The sequence below is a fragment of the Streptosporangiales bacterium genome (assembly GCA_009379955.1).
GTDB lineage: Bacteria > Actinomycetota > Actinomycetes > Streptosporangiales > WHST01 > WHST01.
In genome coordinates, this window is the sequence record WHST01000048.1 from 21,407 (window position 1) to 43,884 (window position 22,478).

Annotated in this window: 19 protein-coding genes; 8 read left to right on the forward strand and 11 right to left on the reverse strand. The window is 69.9% G+C overall.

Annotated elements, in window-relative coordinates; all coding sequences use genetic code 11:
- The first annotated feature begins 129 nt into the window (after window positions 1-129).
- The 3 genes from GEV10_15755 (at window position 130) to GEV10_15765 (ending at window position 3,221) form a co-directional block, all read left to right on the forward strand.
- Window positions 130-873, forward strand: coding sequence for a transketolase (locus GEV10_15755; GenBank protein MQA79912.1), 744 nt, complete (start codon window positions 130-132; stop codon window positions 871-873).
- The gene (locus tag GEV10_15760; protein ID MQA79913.1) at window positions 870-1,883 is read left to right on the forward strand and encodes a transketolase; all 1,014 of its coding nucleotides are present in this window, start codon (window positions 870-872) and stop codon (window positions 1,881-1,883) included. Before GEV10_15755 ends, GEV10_15760 begins: the two co-directional genes overlap by 4 nt.
- An 81-nt stretch (window positions 1,884-1,964) precedes the next feature.
- A complete protein-coding gene (locus GEV10_15765) occupies window positions 1,965-3,221 on the forward strand; it encodes a M24 family metallopeptidase (protein MQA79914.1) in 1,257 nt (418 codons plus the stop codon).
- Between the two features lie 91 nt (window positions 3,222-3,312).
- On the opposite strand, the gene GEV10_15770 is transcribed toward GEV10_15765, so the two are convergent.
- Window positions 3,313-4,893 carry a cytosine permease gene (locus GEV10_15770; protein MQA79915.1) on the reverse strand — a complete coding sequence of 527 codons (1,581 nt, stop codon included), beginning with the start codon at window positions 4,891-4,893 and terminating at the stop codon, window positions 3,313-3,315.
- 104 nt (window positions 4,894-4,997) lie between these two features.
- On the opposite strand from GEV10_15770, the gene GEV10_15775 reads away from it, so the two are divergent.
- From GEV10_15775 to katG, 4 genes are all read left to right on the forward strand, one after another.
- On the forward strand, window positions 4,998-5,666 hold the full coding sequence (locus tag GEV10_15775) for a cyclase family protein (GenBank protein MQA79916.1): 669 nt from the start codon (window positions 4,998-5,000) through the stop codon (window positions 5,664-5,666).
- A 1-nt stretch (window position 5,667) separates the two neighbouring features.
- Window positions 5,668-6,234: a cupin domain-containing protein gene (locus GEV10_15780; GenBank protein MQA79917.1), complete on the forward strand. Its 567-nt coding sequence runs from the start codon at window positions 5,668-5,670 to the stop codon at window positions 6,232-6,234.
- 95 nt (window positions 6,235-6,329) lie between these two features.
- Window positions 6,330-6,773, forward strand: a complete 444-nt coding sequence (locus tag GEV10_15785) for a transcriptional repressor (protein MQA79918.1) — start codon at window positions 6,330-6,332, stop codon at window positions 6,771-6,773.
- Between the two features lie 16 nt (window positions 6,774-6,789).
- Entirely contained in the window at window positions 6,790-9,024 is a 2,235-nt protein-coding gene (katG, locus tag GEV10_15790; protein ID MQA79919.1) for a catalase/peroxidase HPI, read from the forward strand.
- Window positions 9,025-9,085: 61 nt separating this feature from the next.
- Here katG and GEV10_15795 read toward each other — a convergent pair whose 3' ends face one another.
- Genes GEV10_15795 through GEV10_15820 form a run of 6 tightly spaced genes read right to left on the reverse strand, consistent with a single transcriptional unit; the run spans window position 9,086 to window position 15,079 of the window.
- Window positions 9,086-9,985: a DUF2510 domain-containing protein gene (locus tag GEV10_15795; protein ID MQA79920.1), complete on the reverse strand. Its 900-nt coding sequence runs from the start codon at window positions 9,983-9,985 to the stop codon at window positions 9,086-9,088.
- A 55-nt stretch (window positions 9,986-10,040) separates the two neighbouring features.
- Window positions 10,041-11,504, reverse strand: a complete 1,464-nt coding sequence (locus tag GEV10_15800; protein ID MQA79921.1) for an aldehyde dehydrogenase family protein — start codon at window positions 11,502-11,504, stop codon at window positions 10,041-10,043.
- Between the two features lie 29 nt (window positions 11,505-11,533).
- A complete protein-coding gene (locus GEV10_15805; GenBank protein ID MQA79922.1) occupies window positions 11,534-11,860 on the reverse strand; it encodes a ferredoxin in 327 nt (108 codons plus the stop codon).
- Window positions 11,861-11,914: 54 nt separating this feature from the next.
- Complete coding sequence (locus GEV10_15810) at window positions 11,915-13,261, reverse strand: NADP oxidoreductase (GenBank protein ID MQA79923.1); 1,347 nt, start codon at window positions 13,259-13,261, stop codon at window positions 11,915-11,917.
- Window positions 13,258-14,349, reverse strand: a complete 1,092-nt coding sequence (locus GEV10_15815) for an LLM class flavin-dependent oxidoreductase (GenBank protein ID MQA79924.1) — start codon at window positions 14,347-14,349, stop codon at window positions 13,258-13,260. The genes GEV10_15810 and GEV10_15815 overlap by 4 nt, the downstream gene beginning before the upstream one ends.
- A complete protein-coding gene (locus GEV10_15820; GenBank protein ID MQA79925.1) occupies window positions 14,279-15,079 on the reverse strand; it encodes a hypothetical protein in 801 nt (266 codons plus the stop codon). Before GEV10_15820 ends, GEV10_15815 begins: the two co-directional genes overlap by 71 nt.
- Window positions 15,080-15,647: 568 nt before the next feature.
- On the opposite strand from GEV10_15820, the gene GEV10_15825 reads away from it, so the two are divergent.
- A complete protein-coding gene (locus GEV10_15825) occupies window positions 15,648-16,529 on the forward strand; it encodes a hypothetical protein (GenBank protein ID MQA79926.1) in 882 nt (293 codons plus the stop codon).
- Window positions 16,530-17,010: 481 nt separating this feature from the next.
- Here GEV10_15825 and GEV10_15830 read toward each other — a convergent pair whose 3' ends face one another.
- From GEV10_15830 to GEV10_15845, 4 genes are all read right to left on the reverse strand, one after another.
- The gene (locus GEV10_15830; GenBank protein ID MQA79927.1) at window positions 17,011-18,285 is read right to left on the reverse strand and encodes an MFS transporter; all 1,275 of its coding nucleotides are present in this window, start codon (window positions 18,283-18,285) and stop codon (window positions 17,011-17,013) included.
- Window positions 18,282-19,499 carry a phospho-2-dehydro-3-deoxyheptonate aldolase gene (locus GEV10_15835; protein ID MQA79928.1) on the reverse strand — a complete coding sequence of 406 codons (1,218 nt, stop codon included), beginning with the start codon at window positions 19,497-19,499 and terminating at the stop codon, window positions 18,282-18,284. The genes GEV10_15830 and GEV10_15835 overlap by 4 nt, the downstream gene beginning before the upstream one ends.
- Before the next feature lie 66 nt (window positions 19,500-19,565).
- Entirely contained in the window at window positions 19,566-21,545 is a 1,980-nt protein-coding gene (locus tag GEV10_15840; GenBank protein MQA79929.1) for a phenazine-specific anthranilate synthase component I, read from the reverse strand.
- A gap of 250 nt (window positions 21,546-21,795) precedes the next feature.
- Window positions 21,796-22,281 (reverse strand): DUF488 family protein, encoded by a 486-nt coding sequence (locus tag GEV10_15845; protein MQA79930.1) that lies wholly within the window; start codon window positions 22,279-22,281, stop codon window positions 21,796-21,798.
- Window positions 22,282-22,478 lie beyond the last annotated feature (197 nt).

Genomic DNA, 22,478 nt, shown 5'->3' on the forward strand with positions numbered 1-22,478 from the left:
AAGTGGCTTAGCCAATTAGCCACCGGTTAGGACTCCTCTATTCCTCCCCCGGTCACACCTCCCTCGGCCGCCGACGGCGCCCACGATCCGCGGCGGGTCGCCATCGGGATCCGCCTGCGCGCGGTACGCATGGTCGCGAAGCAGGGGTTCGGCTACCTGGGTCAGGCACTGTCGTCGGCCGAGCAGTTCGCCGCACTCTACGCCGCCGTGCTGCGGCCGGGAGTGGACCGCGTGGTCTGCTCGCCGGGACACTACGTCGTCGCCGCCTTCGCGGCCGCCGTGGAGATCGGCCTCGCCGACGAGGAGACGCTCGCGACGTACGGTGAGAACGGATCATCCGTCGAAGCCATCGGCTCGGAGCGGACAAAGGTGCTCGACCACACCTGCGGGTCGCTCGGCCAGGGACTGTCGGCGGCCGCGGGCTTCGCGTTGTCGGATCGGCTCACGGGAGCGACGGAGCGGCGCACGTTCGCGTTCGTGAGCGACGGTGAGCTGGAGGAGGGACAGCTCTGGGAGGCCGCGATGTTCGCCGGCCACCACCGCCTCGGTCGCATCACTGTGCTGCTCGACGCGAACAACTCGCAGGTCGACGGCCCGGTCGACACCATCACCACCCTCGAACCCATCGCCGACAAGTGGACCTCGTTCGGCTGGGACGCCGTCGAGGTCGACGGGCACGATGTCGCCGCCGTGATCCGGGCACTCGAGGCCGCGGTCGACGCCGCCCGTCCGCACGTCATCGTCTGCCGGACGTCGACGAGACACGGCCTGCGTTGCCTGCCGCCGGACGCCGACGGCCACTTCGTCAAGTTGCCCGGCGAGCTCGCCACGCGCGCGGTCGCAGAGCTCACCACGGAGCTGGAGCGGACATGAGCAGCGCACTCGAGGCTCCGTACCGCACCATGCTCAAACCGTATGGCCGGGCACTGGTCGAGGTCGCGAAGGAGCGCGACGAGATCGTCTGCCTGAGTGGTGACCTCACCCGCCAGTGCGAGGTCGATCTCTTCCAGGACGAGCTGCCCGACCGGTTCGTGCAGGCCGGCATGGCGGAGGCGAACATGATGGGCGTCGCCGCCGCGTTGGCTCGCTCGGGACACCTGCCCTTCGTGCACACCTTCGGCGTCTTCGCGACCCGTCGGGCGTACGACCAGGTCGCCAACGCGATCGCGTACCCACGCCTGCCGGTGCGGATCGTCGGGTTCATGCCGGGTGTCTCGAGTCCCGGCGGGCCGAGCCACCAGGCCATCGACGACGTCGCGCTGATGCGTGCGTTACCGGGCATGACCGTCATCGACGTCGCCGACGCCGTCGAGACACGGCAGGTCGTCCGCGCCGTCGTCGACCTCCCGGGTCCGGCCTACATCAGGCTCAAGCGCGGCGAGATCCCCGTCATCTTCGGCGACGACCATCGCCTCCGCCTCGATCGCGCACAGGTTCTCACCGAGGGTACGGACGTCGCGCTGTTCGCCAGCGGGATGTTGCTCGCCTCCGCACTCGCCGCGGAACGGCTGTTGCGCGCGCACGAGGTCTCGGTGTCCGTCGTCAACGTGCCGGTGACGAAGCCCCTGGACGTCGCGACCGTGCGAGGCGTCGCGGCCGAGGCACAGGTGGTGGTGACCGCCGAGAACCATTCGGTCATCGGCGGCCTCGGCTCCGCGGTGGCCGAGGCCTGTGCAGAGGCGGGGATCGGACGTCCGCTGCACCGGATCGGACTCCAGGACGTGTTCGCGGAGGGGGCACAGACGGCTGCGTACCTGTTCGAGAGGTACGGGCTGACGACACAGCATCTGGTGACGACGGTGTGGCAGGCCTTGCGCCGCGCGGATCCGGTACCGCGAGCCGCGACGATGACAAGCGAACCGGGCGAGTACGCACCGGTCTGACCGTCCCTCGAGGAGCGCATGATGGTCAAGAACTTCTCCGCGGCGACGCAGAGCACGCCGGTAGCGTCACCCGGTGCCACCATGGCGACCGACTGGGAGCAACGGGTCGACTTCACCCGGTTGCGCACCGAGCGTTTCGCGAAGGTTCGTGACGCGCTCGAACGTTCCGAGCTCGGCGCGTTGATCCTCTTCGACATGAACAACATCCGCTACGCCACCGCGACGCACATCGGAAACTGGGCGCGGGACAAGCTCTTCCGATGCGCCCTGGTGGTTCGCGGTCACGATCCGATCCTGTGGGACATCGGCTCGGCGGCCCGCACGCATCAGACCTTCGCGCCGTGGAACGACCGAGAGAACTGGCGGGCCGGCATATCGAGCTGGCGCGGCGCCATTCCCGAGGACGTCGGTGTCGAGCGGGGCAATGCGAAGCGGATCGCCGACATCCTGCGCGAGCACGGGGTGGCGGGCGAGCCGATCGGCGTCGACGTCGTGGAGATACCCGTGCTCAAGGCACTCGAGCGCGAGGGCCTGCACATCGAGGACGGCCACGGCCTCATGCAGGATGTCCGGGCGATCAAGACCGCTGACGAGATCGCCCTGCTCGACCACTCCGCCGCGTTGGTGGACGGCGCGTACGACGAGCTCTACCGGTACCTGCGCGCGGGCGTGCGGGAGAACGACTGCGTGGCCCTGGTCAACCACTACCTCTACGAGAACGGCTCCGAGGAGGTCGAGGCCGTCAACTCCATCTCGGGAGAACGCTGCAGCCCGCACCCGCATGTCTTCTCGGACCGGATGCTCCGACCAGGCGACACCGCGTACTTCGACATCATCCACTCCTTCAACGGCTACCGCACGTGCTACTACCGCACCTTGAACGTGGGCAGCGCCAACCGTCAGCAACGCGACGCCTACGGCCGGGCGCGGGAGTTCATGGACAACGCGATCGCGGAGATCCGGCCGGGCGCGACGTCCGCCGACGTCGTGCGGCACTTCCCCGCGGCGCAGGAGTTCGGCTTCGCGACCGAGGAGGAGGCGTTCGGCCTGCAGTACTGCCACGGCCTCGGCCTGTCCAACTGGGAGCGGCCGTTGATGAGCCGGTACCACTCCTTCGAGCACCCGGTGCGGCTCGAGGAAGGCATGGTGTTCGCGATCGAGACCTACTGGCCGACGCCGGACGGATCGGCGGCCGCCCGGATCGAGGAAGAGGTCGTCGTCACCCGACACGGCTGCGACCTGCTCACCCGCTTCCCGGCCGACCAGCTCTACGTGGCGGGCACGCGCATGTACACAGGAGCAGACCTACCCTCCCCGAACGGTCAGGGCTCCCGTTGATCACGTGAACGTGATCAGCGAGGACTTCACCTCATGCCGGGACGAGGTGAAGCCCATGTCGGTGAGGTGAAGCAGGACTGACCATCACGGCCTACGGCCGACGGGACGTCGCTCTCGCCGCGGCGGCCTGTCGGTGCCGCAGCCGGTGGGCCGAGGCGCGTGGGTCGTCCACGACCGGCGGGATGTCCGCATCGACGACGCGTGTTCCGCGTGGCCCCGCAGGGCCGAACACGTACCGCGGCTCGGGTACGAGACCGAGGAGCGCGAGGTACACCACCGCGGCGAGCCCGATCGTGACGAACAGGCTGATGTCGACGCCACCCGCGACGTTGCGCAACGGACCCTCGATCAGCGGCGGATAGTTCGCGAACAGCAACCCGCCGACGGCCGCCGGCACCCACGCCGCGATTCCCCGCCAGTTGACGCCGGCACGGAACCAGTACCGGCCGCCGATCCGCCCCTCGTTGAACACCTGCACGTCGGCCGGTGAGTAGTAGCCGCGGCGCACGATGTACCCGAGCGTCATGATGATCATCCAGGGGGTGGTGCAGATGACGATCGCGCCGACGAACGCGTTGACACTGTCGATCAGGTTGAAGACCAGCCGGCCGATGAGGATGAAGAGGAAGGCGAGCGCACCGATGAGCAGCGACGCCTGCACCCGGGTGAAGCGGGGGAACACCGACGAGAAGTCGAGACCGGTGCCGTAGAGCGACGTCACGCCGGTGGACATCCCACCGAGGAATGCCACGACCATGAGCAGCAGCGCGTACCACAACGGCGAGATCTGGATCAGAGCGAATACGTAGTCCTCCTCCCCCGCGACGAGGGTGGCGGTCGCGACGCCGAAGAAGAACGGCACGAGCGTTGCGAGCTGCGCGAGGAAGGTCGCTGCGAGCAGGCGGGAGGGCCTGGTCGCGGCGGGGATGTACCGGGTCCAGTCGCCGAGGAATGCACCGAAGGACACCGGGTTGCCCATCACGATGAGCGCCGAGAGCACGAAGGTCGGCCAGAACTCGCCGAGTGCGTACGCCTGCGGACCAGGATCGTAGCCGGCGTCGAAGCGCGACGCGTACGCCACGATGCCGACCAGCATCAGCACGGTGTTGCCGATGACGACGACCTTGTTGACCAGCAGCATGAACTGGTAGCCGTAGACCACCACGACGATCACGAGTGCGCCGAGCACCGCGTAGGCGAGTCCACGGGTCAGGTCGGAGTCGGGCACGTCGAAGAGTCGGGCTGCCGCGCCGACGAGTGCGTCGCCGCTGACCCACACCGAGATCGAGTAGAACGCGAGCGCGGTGAGCAGCGAGAGGAACGAGCCCACCACCCGACCGCGGACGCCGAGATGGGCGCCGGAGGAGACCGCGTTGTTCGTGCCGGTCGCCGGCCCGAACAGCCCCATCGGCATGAGGATCACGGCGCCCGCGACGACACCGACGACCGTCGCCGCTACGGCCTGCCACCACGACAGGCCGAGCAGTACGGGGAACGTCCCGAGGATGATGGTAGCGAAGGTGTTCGCGCCGCCGAACTGGATGCGGAACAGGTCGAACGGTCGTGCGGTGCGGTGCTCGTCGGGGATGGTGTCGATGCCGTGCTGCTCGATCTCGGTGGCCCTCGGTGAGCGTCGCTGCGCCGCGCCGTCGGCCCGCTCCGACCCGTTCATGCCGGTCTCCTCGGTTCAAGGACGCTGCCCCCGACGAGCGGTACCCTAGACGGATGTTTCGTGATAGGCAACATCTGTTTACCAGTACAGACAGAGGAGCAGTGATGCACGTCCGCCGGATCGTCGACCTGTCCGTCCCCGTCGGGCAGCACACTCAGGTCTATCCGGGCGATCCCGTCCCTCGGTTCACGACCCACTCGACGATCGCCGAGCACGGCTTCAACCTCCTGCGCGTCGAGATGGGATCACAGTCCGGCACCCATGCCGACGCGCCCTACCACTTCGAGGCCGACGCACCGACGATCGACCGAGTGCCGCTCGAACGGTTCGTCGGCACCGGCGTCGTCGCCGACGTACGTGGGGTACCCGCTCGCGCGCCGATCGGCTGGGACTCCCTCGCCCCGTACGCCGGCTCCCTCGGGCCTGACCACATCCTGTTGCTGCACACGGGCTGGTCGGCGCACTTCGGTAGCGCGCGCTACTTCGACCATCCCTACCTCGATGCCGACGCCTGCCGTCGCGTCCTCGAGCTCGGCGTCCGCACGATCGGGATCGACGCCATCAACATCGACGAGACACCGGACGCCGACCACCCCGGCTGCGGATACCCCGTGCACCATCTGCTCGCAGCTGCCCGCGGCATCATCATCGAGAACCTGCGCAACCTCGAGGCCGTCGACTTTCCCGACCCGCTGGTGTCCGCACTGCCGGTGGCGTTCGAGAACGCCGACGGCGCACCTGTCCGCGCGGTCGCCATGCAGTGGGGGGCGTAGCGTGCCGAGACGGTCGAACGGTCCGCCGGACGTGCGCATCGGTGGGCGGCTACGTGCGGCGCGGCGGGCCCGCGGGCTGACACTGGAGAAGGTCGCCGGCAAGACCGGAGTCACCAAGGGATTCCTCAGCCGGCTCGAGCGCGACGACGTCTCCCCGTCCGTCGCCTCGCTCGTCGCGGTCTGCAACGTGCTCGGGCTCCGCGTCGGTGACCTGTTCGAGCCCGCCGAGACGTCGCTGGTTCGGGCCGGCGAGGGACCGCCGATCAACTTCGGCGGTCGCGACGTCGCCGAGGTGCTCCTCACCCCCGGCACGCAGAGTCAGCTGCGCGTGATCCACTCGCTCATCGCACCCGGTGGCGGCAGCGGTGACGAGGAGTACTCCCTCGACTGCGACGCCGAGTTCGTCTATGTCATCGCGGGCGAGCTGGAACTCGTCCACGACGGACAGGCAGCCCGGCTGTCGACAGGCGATGCCTTCACCTTCCCCGGAAGAGCGCCGCACACCTGGCACAACCCGTCACCCGACGAGACCTGCAGCGTCCTCTGGGTTCTCTCACCCGCTCCATGAGGCGCGCGACGCGAGTCGGCTGACGCGCGACCGAAGGGTCGCCCGTCGCCAGCCGATTCTTGATTGATTCCAGAAAATGCGGCACACTTCGGAGGGTGCCAACGACCGCGGAGTTCGAGCGCAGGCTGCGCGCGGCTGCTCTGCGCGTGACGCGTCCTCGGCTCGCGGTGCTGTCCGCGGTGCACGACCATCCGCACGCCGACACGGACTCGATCATCGGCGTCGTGCGCACCGATCTCGGCGAGGTGTCCCACCAGGCCGTCTACGACGTGCTGCGCGCGCTGACTGCCGCGCGGCTGCTGCGGCGCATCCAGCCGCCCGGCTCCGTGGCGCGCTACGAGGCGCGGATCGGGGACAACCACCACCACGTCGTGTGCCGGTCGTGCGGTGCCATCGCCGATGTCGACTGCGCCGTTGGCGCCGCACCCTGCTTGACCGCATCCGCCGACCACGGTTTCGCGATCGACGAGGCCGAGGTCGTCTACCGGGGCCTGTGCCCCGACTGCACACCCACATCAGTTCCCGAGCACACACCCTGATCCCGGAAGGATTCCTGTGTCTGACAGCCCGGACGCCGTTGTTGGCGAGATGAACGAGGAGAGCGCAGGCGGATGCCCGGTCGCCGTCGGGCGCTTCAAGCACCCGACCGAGGGTGGGAGCAACCGTGAGTGGTGGCCGAACCAGCTCAACCTGAGGATCCTCAGGAAGCACCCCGCCGTGGCCGACCCCATGGACGACGACTTCGACTACGCCGCGGAGTTCCAGACCGTGGATCTCGACGCACTGGCGAGGGACGTCGACGAGGTGATGACGACCTCGCAGGACTGGTGGCCCGCCGACTTCGGCCACTACGGGCCGCTCTTCATCCGGATGGCGTGGCACAGCGCCGGCACGTACCGCATCGAGGACGGTCGTGGCGGCGCCGGCGCCGGCATGCAGCGCTTCGCGCCGTTGAACAGCTGGCCCGACAACGCGAGCCTCGACAAGGCGCGCAGGCTGCTCTGGCCGGTGAAGAAGAAGTACGGCCGCAAGATCTCGTGGGCCGACCTCATGGTCTTCGCGGGCAACCGCGCCCTGGAGACGATGGGCTTCAAGACCTTCGGCTTCGCCGGCGGTCGGGCGGACGTCTGGGAGCCCGACGAGGACGTCTACTGGGGTCCCGAGCGCACCTGGCTCGACGACGAGCGCTACACCGGCGACCGCGAGCTCGAGAACCCCCTGGCCGCCGTCCAGATGGGCCTCATCTACGTCAACCCGGAGGGCCCGAACGGCAACCCTGACCCACTCGCCGCGGCGCGGGACATCCGCGAGACGTTCCGGCGCATGGCGATGAACGACGAGGAGACCATCGCGCTGATCGCGGGCGGCCACTCGTTCGGCAAGACCCACGGTGCGGCCGACCCGGATCAGTACGTCGGCCCCGAGCCCGAGGGCGCCCCGCTCCAGGAGCAGGGCCTGGGCTGGAAGAACACCTTCGGCAGTGGCAAGGGCCGGGACGCGATCACCAGTGGCCTCGAGGTCACCTGGACGGCCACGCCGACGAAGTGGAGCAACAGCTTCTTCGGGAACCTGTTCGGCTACGAGTGGGAGCTGACCAGCAGCCCTGCCGGCGCCCACCAGTGGCAGCCGAAGGGCGGCGCCGGAGCCGGCACCGTGCCAGACCCCGAGGACGGCTCGCTGTCGCGCCCCCCGACGATGCTCACGACCGACCTCGCGCTGCGGTTCGACCCGATCTACGAGCCGATCTCGCGGCGCTTCTTCGAGAACCCCGACGCGTTCGCCGACGCGTTCGCCCGGGCGTGGTTCAAGCTCACCCACCGCGACATGGGCCCGATCCAGCGCTACCTCGGGCCGCTGGTCCCGCAGGAGACGCTGATCTGGCAGGATCCCGTCCCCGCTGTGGACCACGAGCTGATCGGGGCGGCGGAGATCGCCACCCTCAAGGAGCAGCTCCTCACCTCGGGGCTGTCCGTCTCCCAGCTCGTCTCGACCGCCTGGGCGTCCGCCTCGACGTTCCGTGGGAGCGACAAGCGCGGCGGGGCGAACGGGGCCCGCATCCGCCTCGAGCCCCAGCGGGGCTGGGAGGTCAACGACCCCGACGCGCTGGCGACAGCGCTGCGCACGCTGGAGGGGATCCAGGAGGCGTTCAACAGCTCCCAGACCGGCGGCACGCGGGTCTCGCTCGCCGACGTCATCGTGCTCGGTGGGTGCGCCGCCGTCGAGCAGGCCGCCAAGAACGCCGGCCACGATATCCAGGTGCCCTTCGCCCCGGGACGCACGGACGCGTCGCAGGAGCAGACCGACATCGAGTCCTTCGTCCCGCTCGAGCCGGCTGCGGACGGGTTCCGCAACTACCTCGGGAAGGGAAACCGGCTGCCGGCCGAGTACCTCCTGATCGACCGCGCGAACCTGCTGACCCTGAGCGCGCTCGAGATGACCGTCCTCGTGGGTGGCCTGCGTGTACTGGGCGCGAACCTCAAGCAGTCCCCGCTTGGCGTCCTCACCTCGACGCCCGAGTCGCTGACCAACGACTTCTTCGCGAACCTGCTCGACATGGGCACGGAGTGGAAGGCGACGTCCGAGGACGCGGAGACCTTCGAGGGCCACGACCGCGCCACGAGCACGGTCTCGTGGACCGGCAGCCGCGTCGACCTTCTCTTCGGCTCGAACTCCGAGCTACGCGCCGTCGCCGAGGTCTACGCGAGCGACGACTCACGGGAGAAGTTCGTGCGCGACTTCGTGGCCGCGTGGGACAAGGTCATGAACCTCGACCGGTTCGACCTCGCCTGACCGAGCACCCGGGTCCAGGTCGGCCGCACGCCGGCCGACCTGGGCGACTCCGGCGTGGTGGCTAGTGTCCGGTGATCGTACGACCGAGCGACCGTTGACCTGCCTGGGTGACGCTGAAGGCGAGGTCGATCGCCAAGGGTGCAGCGACCACCAGGGAGTGCATCGGCTGGGCCGGGCGGCTCTCCAGCCGGAGGACGTAGCAGCCCACCACCTTGCGCGGCCCCAGGACCCCCGGCTGGGCGTACCGGCCGAGCTTGATCACGCGGCCGATCGGGTTCTTGGTGACGTCGGTGATCGTGAACCCGAGTAGCTGGGTGTTGTCGGAGATGATCTCCCCGAGATCCTGACCGCCTGCCTCGAGCCCGAGTCTGACCTTGCCAAGCACGTTCTCCTGCTGGAGAACCCCGATCTCCCGGCCGGCGGCGTCGGTCATCGTGACCTTGCTCTTCCACACCTTCTTGTGCGCCAGCCGTGCCCAGGGCGCCCCGGACGGATCGACGAGCGCGATCCGGTCGGTGTTGGCATCGTTCATCAGCTCGCCGAAGGATGCCTCGGCCGGGTCCAGCTTGTCGACGAGCATCTCGTGGCACCGCCCGACGACCGTTCCGGCCGGGCTGAGGATGCTGTATCGGAACCCCTCGGCAAGATCCGTGACCCACTGGTAGACGATCAGCACCGGCTCGTCGAACAGCGTCCCGCCACCGGCACCGACCGGCTGGACCCCCGCTTCGGCGAGGATTCCCTGGATCTGCGCCTCCTGAAGGCGATCGTCCTCGACGACCGCGGACCGGGCAGGATCTCCCTGCGCGGCATGGGCCGTGGCCGGCGGCTGGGGAGGCATCGGATCGGTCGAGGTGGCACCGTTGCTGCCGACGTGCTCGGTCCAGCTCCGACCGTCCCAGTAGCGGTGCTGGTGACGTCGGATCGGGTCGGGATACCAGCCAGCTGGGTGCTCGGACATGCCCGCATCGTACCCGGCGGCGGCCGTCGCAAGCTGACGCGAGACGACGAGGAGGCTAGCGTGGAAGGTGCCAGGGGTTGTCGTCGCGCAGAGCCGGCGGCAGGGCGGCCTGGGGGACGTTCTGGAATGCGACCGGCCGGGTGAAGCGATTCAGGGCACGCGCCCCCACGCTCGTCGCACTCGGGACGCTCGTCGACGGCCACGGTCCGCCGTGGTGCATCGCGTCGATGCACGCGACCCCCGTCGGCGGGCCGTCGATGACGACCCGGCCCACCTGGCCCGCGAGCTGTGTCACCAGCGCAGGCGTGTCGGAGTCGTCGTCGCCCGCGCCGTACACCGAGCCGGCCAGCGACGGTTGCATGCGCCGCAGGACGGCCAGCGCGTCGTCCGTGCCGGTGTACTCCGCCAGCAGGGCGACGGGACCGAAGCACTCCTCGAGGAGACGGGAGCCCGCGATCAGCTCCGCCGGCGTCACCTGGAGCAGCGTCGGCCGGGCGGCGTACCCGTCGTCGAGGGTCTCGCCCTCCGCTGCCACGCGTCCGCCCGCGGCGCGCAGGGCGGCGACACCGTCGCGATAGGCCCGCGTGATTCCGTCCGACAGGAGCCACACGCCGGGAGCGCGGGTGGTGTGCGCGGCGATCGCCTCGACCGCGCCGCATCCGGCCGGCGCGAGCATCAGGCCGGGCTTGGTGCAGAACTGCCCGGCGCCCAGGGTGAACGACGCGACGAAGTCCCGGGCGATCTCGTCGATCCGCCCGCCCGCCGCCGGGGTGACGACCACCGGGTTGACGGTGCCCATCTCCGCGTAGACGGGAATCGGGACCGGACGCAGCCGGGCTCGCTCGACGAGCGCCATGCCGCCGGCCTGCGAGCCGGTGAACGCCACGGCCGCGATGTCGGGTGCGTCGACGAGCGCGCTGCCGGCATCGAACCCGACGACGAGGGCGAACACCCCATCGGGAGCACCGGCGGACGCGAACGCGCTCCGCGCGACCTCGGCCAGCCGCAGGCTGAGCCGCGGATGGGCGGGATGCGCCTTGACGACGACGGGACAGCCGGCAGCGACGGCCGAGCACGAGTCGTGGCCGAGCACACCGAACATGAACGGGAAGTTGCTCGCGCCGAACACCGCGACGGGCCCGACCGGCAGGTCGGCACGGCGCAGGTCGAGTGGTGGAGGTCCGGCGACCGTCTCGATGCACGCATGCATCCACCCACCGCTCTCCCCTACCGCGGCGTAGTAGCGCATGTTCGACACAGTGCGTCCGAGCTCGTTGAGGAGCCGCGGCGTGCCGAGCGCCGTCTCCTCGTCGGCCACTGCCACGAGCTCGTCCGCATGCGCCTCGACGGCGTCGGCCACCGCCTCCAGCCAGCCGCGACGTCGCGCCGGCGTCGCCATGCTCACCTGCGCGAACGCGGACGCCGCCGCGCGTACGAGGCTCGCCACCTCGTCTGCACCGGAGTGCGGCGGACCGTCGACGGCGTCGCCGGTCCGCGGGTCGTGGCTCAGGTCGAGCATCATGTCGGCTCCGCTCGGTCGGCCGGGCATCAGTCGGAGCCCGTGAGTTGAGGCAACGCCCTGACGAGGGCGTGATCCTCGTCGATCCTACCGATCTTCGCCGAACCGCCAGGCGTCCCGATCCCGGCGAAGAACTCGGCGTTGATCCGCGTGTACGTACTCCACTGGTCGGGGACGTCATCCTCGTAGTAGATCGCCTCGACGGGGCACACGGGCTCGCATGCCCCGCAGTCGATGCACTCATCCGGCTGGATGTAGAGCATTCGGCCGCCCTCGTAGATGCAGTCGACGGGACACTCGTCGATGCATGCCCTGTCGAGCAGGTCCACGCACGGCTGTGCGACGACGTACATCATGCCTTCGCCTCCTGGTGTTCGGCAGAGGAAACAGCGGAAGAAGAGTCGGACGGCCTACGGCGTCGCGTCGTCCGAGACGTCGAGCATGAGCTGACGGTCCGCGACGCGCACGCGTTCACGGGCCTGGGCTCGGCCGAGCTCCCTCTCGTACGCATCGAGGCGCAGCCATCCGGGCCAGGTGGTGAACCTGACACCACGCCGGGCCAGGGCCAGTCGCAGATGTTCCCTGGCCTGGTACGGGGGCGGCACGAGACGTGGGGCGTCCTCCAGGATGCTCGCGACGGTCTCGGCCGCGTCGGACTTGTTGGTGCCGATCACGCCGGTCGGCCCGCGCTTCGCCCAACCGACGACGTAGTCGCCCGGCACCGGCCTACCGGTCTCGTCGAGCACACGACCGCGCGCATGGGGCACCGTCGAGGTCACCGGATCGAACTGCACGTCGGGCAGCGGATGCGCACGGTACCCGACCGCACGGAGTACCAGACCCGCCTCCACCGACTCGCGCTCGCCCGTTCCCACGACGCGACCGTCGTCGCCCGGCTCGTTGCGCTCGACGACGAGACCGGCCACCGCCTGCGCACCGAGGATGCGCACCGGGCTGCGCAGGAACCGAAGGTGGACCCGCCGCGGCCGACCCTCGGGCGTGCGGCTCGACCAGTCCCGCAGCATCTCGACGTTCTGCCGAACCTGGCGGCTCGCGGCCATCCTCGCCTCGCCGTCGGCGTCGACGACGAGCTCGTCGGGGCGGACGAGGACGTCGGCGTTGACGAGCTTGCCCATCTCGCGCAGCTCGATGGGGGTGTACTTCGCGTGGGCGGCGCCACGACGGGCAAAGACGTGGATGTCGGTGACCTCGCTGGTGCGCAACGCGCGAAGCACCCGGTCGGGGACGTCGGTGGTGGCGATCTCCGGGTAGCCCTTGGCGAGCATCCTCGCCACGTCGAGTGCCACGTTGCCCGCGCCGACGACCGCCACCTGCCCGATATGCAGGTCGAAGTCGCGGTCGGCTGTGTCGGGATGACCGCAGTACCAGTCGACGAACTCCCGGGCGCTGCAACTGCCGGCCAGGTCCTCCCCCGGGATGTCGAGCGTGCGATCGGCCTGTGTGCCCGTCGCGTAGACCACGGTGTGGTAGTGGTCGCGCAGATCACGATGGGTCAGGTCACGACCGAATGCCACGTTGCCGAAGAAGCCCACGTCGTTGGAGTCGTGGAACGACTCCCGCAGCACGCGAATCACGGTGCGCATCTTCGGATGGTCGGGCGCGACTCCGTACCTCACCAGCCCGTACGGCGCGGGCAGGCGGTCGAACACGTCGATGCTGACCGTCGTGGACGACTCCAGCAGTGACCGCACAGCGTAGAGTCCCGACGGCCCCGATCCGACGATGGCGACTCTCATCGCGGCACTCCCCGCACCACCGGCCAGACGTCGTCGATGAAGCTACTGACCGTGGACGCCAGCGTATCGCCCTCGGCCGCCAGCGGGCGGATCGTGACCTTGGCGACCTCCGGGCTCAGCAGGCTGTGCAACTGCTCCACCACCGTCGCCGCCGATCCCACCAGCCCGGTGGCACGGACGTCCTCGGCGGAGAGCCCGCTGGCGACCGCGTCGACGTCGCCGGCCTCGGCCGCTCGGCAGGTGTCCTCCGTCGGCGTGACACCCAACCCCTCGAGATAGCTCCACCTCGGGTACGTGGTGCACAACCGCGCGGCGAACCTGCGGCGCATGACCTCGAGTGCCCTGTCCTCGTCGTCACCGATGCAGGTCTCCAGGCGGAGGTGGACGGCGACGGATCCCGGCTTCCTGCCGGCGACGCGCTCGCCGTCCCGAAGAGACTCGATCGCGGTGTCGATGGCGGGACGCCTGGCCAGGTTGGCGAGCAGCACTCCGTCGGCGAGCTTCCCCGACAGGCGCAGCACCTGCGCGCTGTGCGTGGCGACGAAGACAGGGACGTCGCGCCGCAGTGGTGTGAAGCCCAGGCCGGTCCCCTGGAGCCGGTAGAGCTCCCCCGTGTAGTCGACGGGTGAGCCCTCGAACATCGCCCTGATCAGCTCGATGGCCTCGCGTAACGCGCGGACCGGACGGTCCTTGCGCACCCCCATCTCCGCGAGGCCGCTCCCGCCCGTCCCGAGGCCGATCTGCACGCGGCCCTGGCTGAGCTCGTCGAGGGTGGCCATCGCCATCGCGACGACAGCGGGATGCCTGCTGTACGGATCGCTGACGCCCGGCCCGAGCAGGAGGCGACGACTGTGTCGCGCGGCGAGCGCGAGTCCCATGTAGCACTCGTGCTGGAAGCGGATGTCGGTGTACCACAGCTCCGAGTAGCCGCTGTCGTCGGCGAGCTCGACCAGCTCGATGAGCTCCTTCGCCGGACCCGTCGACCAGAGCAGCAGGCCGGGTGCCGCCGCCGGCGGCCTATCGTGCACGGTCGGGGAGGACGTCGAACGAGCCCAGCGGATCGCGGTCGTGGAGCAACGGACGGACACGGGCCTTCAGCATGTCGTGCGCCGGGCTGGAGGCGTAGGCCTCGGCGTGCTCCCGGCTCAGCCAGTGGTTCACCACGAAGAACGACGAACCCGACGGCAGCTGGCGCAACCGGTCGCTGGAGACGAAGCCGCTGCATCGGTTCATCTCGGGATGGACGGCCAGCCGCATCAGCTGCAGGTACTCGTCGACCGTGTCCTCGCGAACGTGGTGGGTGCCGATCGTCAGATGGAGCGGCAACCGGTTCTGGCCGCGGAGACCACCGAGTGGCAGATCGGCGCGCAGGCAACGCATGACCTTGCCGTCGGCGACCGACGTCTCCGCGAGGAACCCGTCCCACGCGTCCTGCGCGTCCTGACCGGGTGAGCAGGCGCCGAGGACGAGGGCAGCCGGGGTGGCGTCCGAGTCGCAGTTGACCCCTTGCCTGATGCCGAGGAGACCGTTGGACGGCAACGCGGGGACCTTCTCCGCTGTGCTGCCCGTCTGCAGCACCATGACCACGTCGCCCGAGTCGACGCCAGGGATCACCTCGGAGTCCTGGCGCGGCGGACGGTCGGAGTTGAGCAGCGCGCCGCGCCCCCAGTTCTCCCGCGTCCTCTCCTCGAGGAGCACGTGGACGCCGTCCGCGTCGACCTGACACGTACGTGCCACCGTCTCCGTGATGCCCTGGACGAGCTCACGCTTCTTCTCGATGGGTCGTCCCTCGAAGAACTCGACATGGACGATGGGCATGGAATCCTCCTGGTGCTCGGGAACCTTCGACGTCACCGAACGCGCTGCGGCGCGCGGCGCATCGCTTCGAGCACGCGCGCGGGCGTCGCCGGCATCTCGAAGACGCGGGCTCCGATCGCGTGCGCGATGCCGTTGGCGACCGCGGCCATGCCGCAGGCCGCGGTGATCTCCGCGGATCCCTTCGCGCCGACCGGGCGCGGGTGGCCAAGGAGGAGGACACCAGGAAGGCGCTCGCCGCGGGTGAGCTCGGGCTCGACAGGTACGGCCTCCGCGCCGTCCTGGCCGGTCTCGGGGTGGAGTACGTCCGGGCCGACGATGCGACGAGCTGACCGACCCGACAACCGTTGCAGATGGTTCGCGATTCTTAGCGACAATCCTGTTGGAGACCGTGCCGGTCTGTCTTCGTTACGGCATCGGAGTCACGCCGTACTTCCCGCTCGCGCACGGCCTGCTCGCCGGCGGATGACCACCGAGGACACGACCGCACTGGACGAGATCGCGCGGCCGCGGAAGTACGTGCCACTCGGCAGCCGTACCGGACACCTGCGCTAGAGAGAGGGACACAACGATGCCCGAGACCCTGCGGATGGCGGTAGGCAGCTACCCGCACACCGAGGCGTTGCAGGACGGTCGGGTGCGACTGGCCGGGCTGTCCATCGAGCATGTCGTCCCCGAGCCGGCGCACCGGGCGTTCCGGCCGATGGCCAACGCCCTCGCGTACGACGTCGCCGAGATGGCCATCGTCACGTACCTGCTCGCGAAGGACCTGGGCCGGCCGCTCGTGCTCCTCCCCATCGTGTTGATGCGGCAGCCCGAGCTGCCGCTGCTGGTGTGTCCCGTCGACTCCGACCTGCACACCGCGCAGGACCTCGCCGGGCGCACGGTCGGCGTGCGCGCGTACACCCAGACGACGGCCACCTGGGTACGCGGGATCCTGCAGGACACCGCGGGCCTCGACCCGGACACAGTGCGCTGGCGGACGTTCGACCCCGCCCATCTCGACGAGTTCACCGATCCCGCGACGGTCACCAGGATGCCGGCAGGAACCGACCTGCTCGGCAGTCTCCGTACCGGCGAGCTGGACGCGGCGATCGTCGCGTGGGACGCGCGGAACGCACCGGGGCTCCGGCCCGTGCTCGACGCCCCGATGGCCATGGAGACGCAGTGGATCGCCCGCTCGGGCGTGACTCCGGTGAACCACCTCGTGTGCGTGAAGGCCGAGCTGTTGCGGGACATACCGTCGCTGGGGAACCGGCTCGTCGGGATCTTCGCCGAGGCCAAGAGCGCAGCCGGCAGCTCGCCCGACTCCGGGCAGGACGCGGGACCTTCAGGCATCGACGAGATCCGCCCCGCCCTCGACACGATTGCGGAGTACGCGCACCGCCAGGGGATTACGAGGAGGCGGTTCACCGTGGACGAGCTCTTCGAACATCAGGACGACAAAGAATAGTTGAAGGGGTCATCGACGGCCTCGATGCATGACCTTCCTCACCGTCCGCTCCGTTGAGCTTCATTCGAAAATACGGCGGCGACCAGGCACCCCGTGAGCGGCACCCTCACCGTGTCCAGGCACGGTGAGGGTGCCCCTGACGGGTCCTGGCACGACCCCCGCGGTCGTGCCGCGATGCGCAGCGGTGCCTCACCTCAAACGGACGTGACCGGTTCCCCGCGGGGGACCCCAGCCGGGTGGTCACCTTTCACCAGTAGGGGATGGCCCGCCAGGGTCCTCCAGTGGTTCACGTGATCAACGTGGACTGCACCTCGTGCCGGGACGAGGTGAAGTCCACGTCGGTGAGGTGAAGCTCCGCCGACGACTCTCGGAGTGCACCCGTGAACGGCACCCTCACCGTGCCCCGACGCGGTGAGGGTGCCCCTCACGGGTTGCGGCCGCGAGGTGACCGGCACAGATGCCGGTCGCGTGCCTGTGCCGGTCATGGAGCATGGGGGGCAGTGTCGGCGGCGGGGAGCGGTGGGACGACGGCGGCGGCGACGGCCACGCCGGCGATGACGATGACGATGGCGAGTCCGGTGACCGTTCCGGCGTCGCCGGTTGCCTGCCAGGCGAGTACGGCGAGGGCGGGGCCGAGCGCGAAACCTGCGGTACGGGCGAGGCCGGCGAGCGAACCGATGCTGCCGGCGAGGTTCGGGGGTGCGGCAGACATCAACATTGCACCATTGGGCCCGAGGATCAGACCGGAACCGGCACCGACCAGGACCAGTGTCACGAACACCCTCACCAGGTCGGCCGTGTCACCACCGCGCGTGGCGCCGACCACGGTGGCGAACAGGGCGCCGGCACCGGCGACGAGCGTGAGCGTCCCCGCCAGCTGGATGCGCCAGGGACCCCACCTGTCGGCGAGCATGCCGCCGCCGGGAGCCAGCAACGCCATCGTCGCGGGCGGCACGAGCAGCAGCATCCCCGCCACCGCGGCCGAGTGGTGCCACGAGCGCTGGAGCAGGAACGGCAACAGTGCGTTGTACGCCCCGGTCACGGTGGTGCCCGCGAGCAGTACGGCGAGGGTCGGCGCGACCGCGCGTCCGCGCGCCATCTCGGCCACCCCGCGCAGCCACTGCGCGGGCCTGCCGCCACCACCGCGGATCCGCGGCACGGCGCGTGCACCGAGCACGGCGGCCAGGAGACACACCGGGAGGTTGACGAGGAACGCAGCGCGCCAGCCGTACGCGGAGACGAGCAGCCCACCGACGCCCGGGCCCGCCACGCTGCCCAAGGGACCGAGCATCGCGACCAGGCCCTGCGCCCTGCCGCGGTGCTCGGGCCGGACCACGGCCGCGACGACCGCGAAGCTCAACGCGCCCACCGTCGCTCCGAACAACCCCTGCACGGCGCGGGCGGCGAGCACGAGGCCCAGCGAGCCCGCCACCGCGACCAGAGCGCTACTGCCACCGAAGCCGGCGACCGCGACGAGGAACGCCCGGCGCCGGCCCGTCCTGTCGACCCAGCCACCGGCCGGCAGCATGAACGCGATCACCGGCACCAGGTACGCCAGCACGGCGAGCTGAGCCAGACCCGGCCCGACACCGAGGTCGGTGCTGAGGTCCGGCAACGCGACGGCGACGACAGTCATGTCCAGGCCGGTCATGAACACCATCACCGCGACCGCGACGACGGCCGACCACCGTGTACGGTCCGGCACGGGCGGCCGACCACCGACGTCGCGTTCCCTCCCCTTCTCCACCGAGGTCATGTCCACGCCTCGACCAGCTCGTGCGCCTGCTCAGGGTTCAACCGCGGGTCGCACAACGTCGTGTACCGGCGCTGCACCATCTCCTCACCGCTGACCTTCCCGCCGACGCACTCCGTGACATCGTCGGCTGCCACCTCGAGGTGCAGGCCGGCCGGGTGCACACCGGACCGCTCGAGGATCGCCCGGCATGCCAGCACCTCGTCGACCAGGTCCGACAGGTGCCGGGTCTTCACACCGTCCCCGGTGCGCACGGTGTTCCCGTGCATCGGGTCGCTCAGCCACACCGCCGGGTGGCCGGCGCGGCGTACCGCCGTCACGAGCGGGGGCAACGTCTCCGCGATGTGGGCGACACCCATCCGCGCGATCAGGACGAGTCGGCCGGGCACCCGGTCCGGGTCGAGCAGCTCGCACAGGCGGAGCAGGTCGGTCACCTGCGTGCTCGGACCGAGCTTGCAGCCCACCGGGTTGTCCATCGCGGACAGCAGTCGCACGTGGGCCGAGTTCGGCTGTCTGGTGCGCTCCCCGATCCAGGGGAGGTGGGTCGAGCCGAGGAAGCTGCCGCCACCGGGTCCGGTACGGATCGCGCTTCCCTCGTAGTCGATGACGAGCGCCTCGTGGCTCGCCCACGGACCGCTGCCGATCCCGGCGGTCGCCACAGCCGTGCCGGCGGTACGCCGCAGCCGGTCCTCGCGCAGCATCCGCAGCACGCGTGCACTCGCCTGGTACCCGAGCAGCATGCGGCTGGGATCGTGCTCGCGCGCGGCACGGGTGGGCACATCGGAGTTCACCAGGTGACCGCGGAACACCGGCAACTCGCGTCCGTCGTGCCACTCCACGGGTTGTGACCGCGGCTTCGCGAACTGACCGCCGATCCGCCCGATCCGGACGACCGGAGCCTCCGCGCCCGCGGCGAGCCGGTCAGCCAGACCGTTCAGGACGGCGAGCTTCGCAGCGGTGTGGTCGGACATGCATTCCGCGAGGCTCTCCGCGCAGTCGCCGGCCTGCAGCAGGAGTGCCCGGCCGGCCGCGACCGTCGCGAGGTTCCGCCGCAGCGTGTCCAGCTCCGCCACGGTCACCAGGGATGGCGCCGCCGCGAGCGCCTCCCTGGTACGCAGGTACTCGGCGTGATAGCGCCAGTGCGGTTGCTGTTCCGCCGGCAGTCCTTCCCACGCGGCCGGTCCGGCGACCGACCGCGGCAGAGTCCGTTCCTGCATCACAGACATGCGGGCACTCCTTCTGCTCTGACTTTGGCGACCGTTGTTGCCGTGGATTCGTACGCGTCATCCCGATCGCTGCAGCGGCAGGTGCCCGCGCCGACCGGTGAGCGTGGACGCGAGCAGCTCCGCAAGGATCGCCACACCGTGCTGGGTGAGCAGCGACTCCGGATGGAACTGCGTCGACGCGAAACCCGGACCCCGCAGCGCGTGCACCTCTCTCGTGCGCGGATCTCGGCACACGCGGATCGGGCCGGGGATGTCCGGCCGATGAAGCACGTCGCTCTCCGACAAGGCCACGTACGTGTTGTAGAAGCCCACCCGCTCACGCCGGCCGAACAGCTCGATGTCGAGCTGCACGCCCTGGTTCGGCACCGGCTTGCGTACCAGATCCAGTCCCAGAGCGGACGCGAGCACCTGGTGGGAGAGACACACACAGAGCAACGGGATGTCCTGGCGCTTGGCGCACCCGATCACCCGCCACAGCGCATCGACGCGGCTGTCGTCGCGGTCCCGCGGATCTCCTGGTCCAGGGCCGGCGACCACGAGGTCGTACGACTCCATGACACCGTCGACGAGTGCCTCGCCGCATGGCCGGATCGTCACGGCCGTCCCCAGTGAGCGCAGCTGCTGCCCGAGCATCGCGGTGAAGGTGTCCTCTGCGTCGAGCACGAGCACCCGCCGCCCGGCGAGGTACGGATCCGGCCGATCTCGTTCGTCCTCGGGATCGAACCAGTACCGGGAGAGCGTCGCGTTGCGTCGCCGCAGCGCGGCGTCGACCCGTTCGTCGCCGGGCAACCCGCGTGCACTCGACCAGTTGGCCCCGGCAGGTCGTGTGGTCGCGATGGTCCCGCCCGCGGTGACGCCGGCCGCCGCGAGCAGTCCGGCGACCTTCGCCTCGGTCTCGGCCACCTCGGCATCGGGGTCGGAGTCGCGCACCAGCGTGGCACCGACGCCGACCTCGATCCCACCGGTCTGGTCGATGTCCGCGGTCCTGATGAGGATCGCGGAATCCATGAGGCGCCGGCCGGACCCGTCCCGTCCGACGAGGGCGATAACGCCGCTGTAGTACCCACGCCCGACACGTTCGCGACGCGCGATCACTCGACAGGCGTTCTCCACGGGACTGCCCGTCACCGTCGGCGCCAGCAGGGTGCGGCGCAGCACCTCGCGGACATCGAGACTGCTGCGCCCGCGTAGCAGGTACTCCGTGTGCGCGAGCCGCGCCATCTCCTTGAGGTACGGACCGAGCACCTGCCCACCCACCTCGCAGATGCCCGCCATCATCTTCAGCTCCTCGTCGACGACCATGACGAGCTCGCCGGCCTCCTTGCGGTCGGCGAGGAACGCGAGCGTTCCCGTCAGGTCCGGGCCCGTCACCGGGTAGCGGTACGTCCCGCTTATCGGGTTCATCACGACCTCGCCGGCCCGCACGCTGACCTGACGCTCCGGTGTGGCGCCGACGAAGGTCCGGGTTCCGGTGTGCACCAGGAACGTCCAGTACGCCCCCACCTCGCCGGCCAGCAACTCGCGGAACAGGGCGAGCGCGGCGCGGTGCGAGTCGCCGGGCATCCGGCCACGGAACGTCCGCTTCACCACGAAGTTCGATCCCGCCCCGGTGCCGATCTCTTCGGCGAGCACCGCGCGAACCAGCCGGGTGTACGACTCGTCGTCACCCTCGAAGCCCGCGTCGGCGAGCTCGACCGGCCCTACGGGCAGCCACTCGAGGATGTCGTCCAGCGGCACGGTGGACTGCCGCGACACCGTCATCGCCAGGATCGGTTCCTGGTCGTCGCGACAGACGTAGCCGCGTTCGACCACCTGACGGTACGGAACGAGGGCGAGCACCTCGTGCCGTGGGACCGTGTCGCTGCTGTCGCCGCCGGTGACGGCGTCGTCCGGCACCGGCAGATCCGCCAGCCGGTGCACCGCCGAGACGTCGCCGACGAGCAGCTCCACCCTGGCCGGATCCGCCGACTCCGGCCGGTACAGCAGCGCGAACGGCGGAGGCGTGGGCCCTACCAGCCGAGCGAGCTCGTCTGCCATGTCGGTCTCAGCGCGTCGATCCGTGTGCTGCACGGCGCCTCCGTCCGGGTCGGACCTGACCAGCGTCTGGGCTGGAACGGCCTGGTGACTCCGGAATCAGCATCGGCGCCTGGCAGGCGGCACGGCATCACGTCTTCGCGCGATCAATCCGGCTCTTCACAGTTGAAGGGTGTACGGCGGGTCGGCGCGTCGGTGGCAGGGTCGGGGTCGAGGTCTTCCGGTGAGGAGGGTTCCTACTCCGCTTCCCGCGTCACAAGGGGCGCAGGTGCTCGATCGTGACGCGGTGCCGCTCGGTCAACCGCTGGGCGATCAACGAGCGGTGGCAGGCCTCCGGGTCGCGCTCGACACAGAGCAGCGCTGCGGTCCCACTACTCGACAGCGCCGAGACGATCGGCGTGAGGTCGGCGCGGTCGAGGATCTCGGTGGTGTAGCGGCGGGTGTACTCGGCGGCGAGCTCGCGGCGCGAGCGCTTGCCGACCCCGCGGCGGTCATCCTCGGCGTACTGGAGCTGACGTAGCTCGGTGGTCGGGGCGAGGTCAGGGTGGTGCTCGTAGGCGATGCGGGCATGGGCGAGGGCCGCCTGCAGCCGGCGCGAGTTCGCCCAGGCGTACTCAGGTCCGCGGACGCCGCGGCGCTGGCGTACGTCGAGCAGCAGGCGAACGTTCGCCTGCTGCAGTCGTTGCAGGAAGGACTCGACGTCGAAGCCATAGACGCCGACTGTCGCCATCCTGAGCATCGGAAATCACCCGCCTGCCTCCTACTCGTGCCGGTCCATGGTGGCCCCGGGCAATGACGCTAGGAGCGTGGGTCCGTATTGGCGAATCCGCCGCGCCGCGGCGCTGATGGGGCTGCTGGGCGGTTAGCGTGGCGGGCCGTGTGCCGGCATGAGTGAGGTGGTCGTGCTCGTCGTTGATGCTCAGCGATCAGCGATCA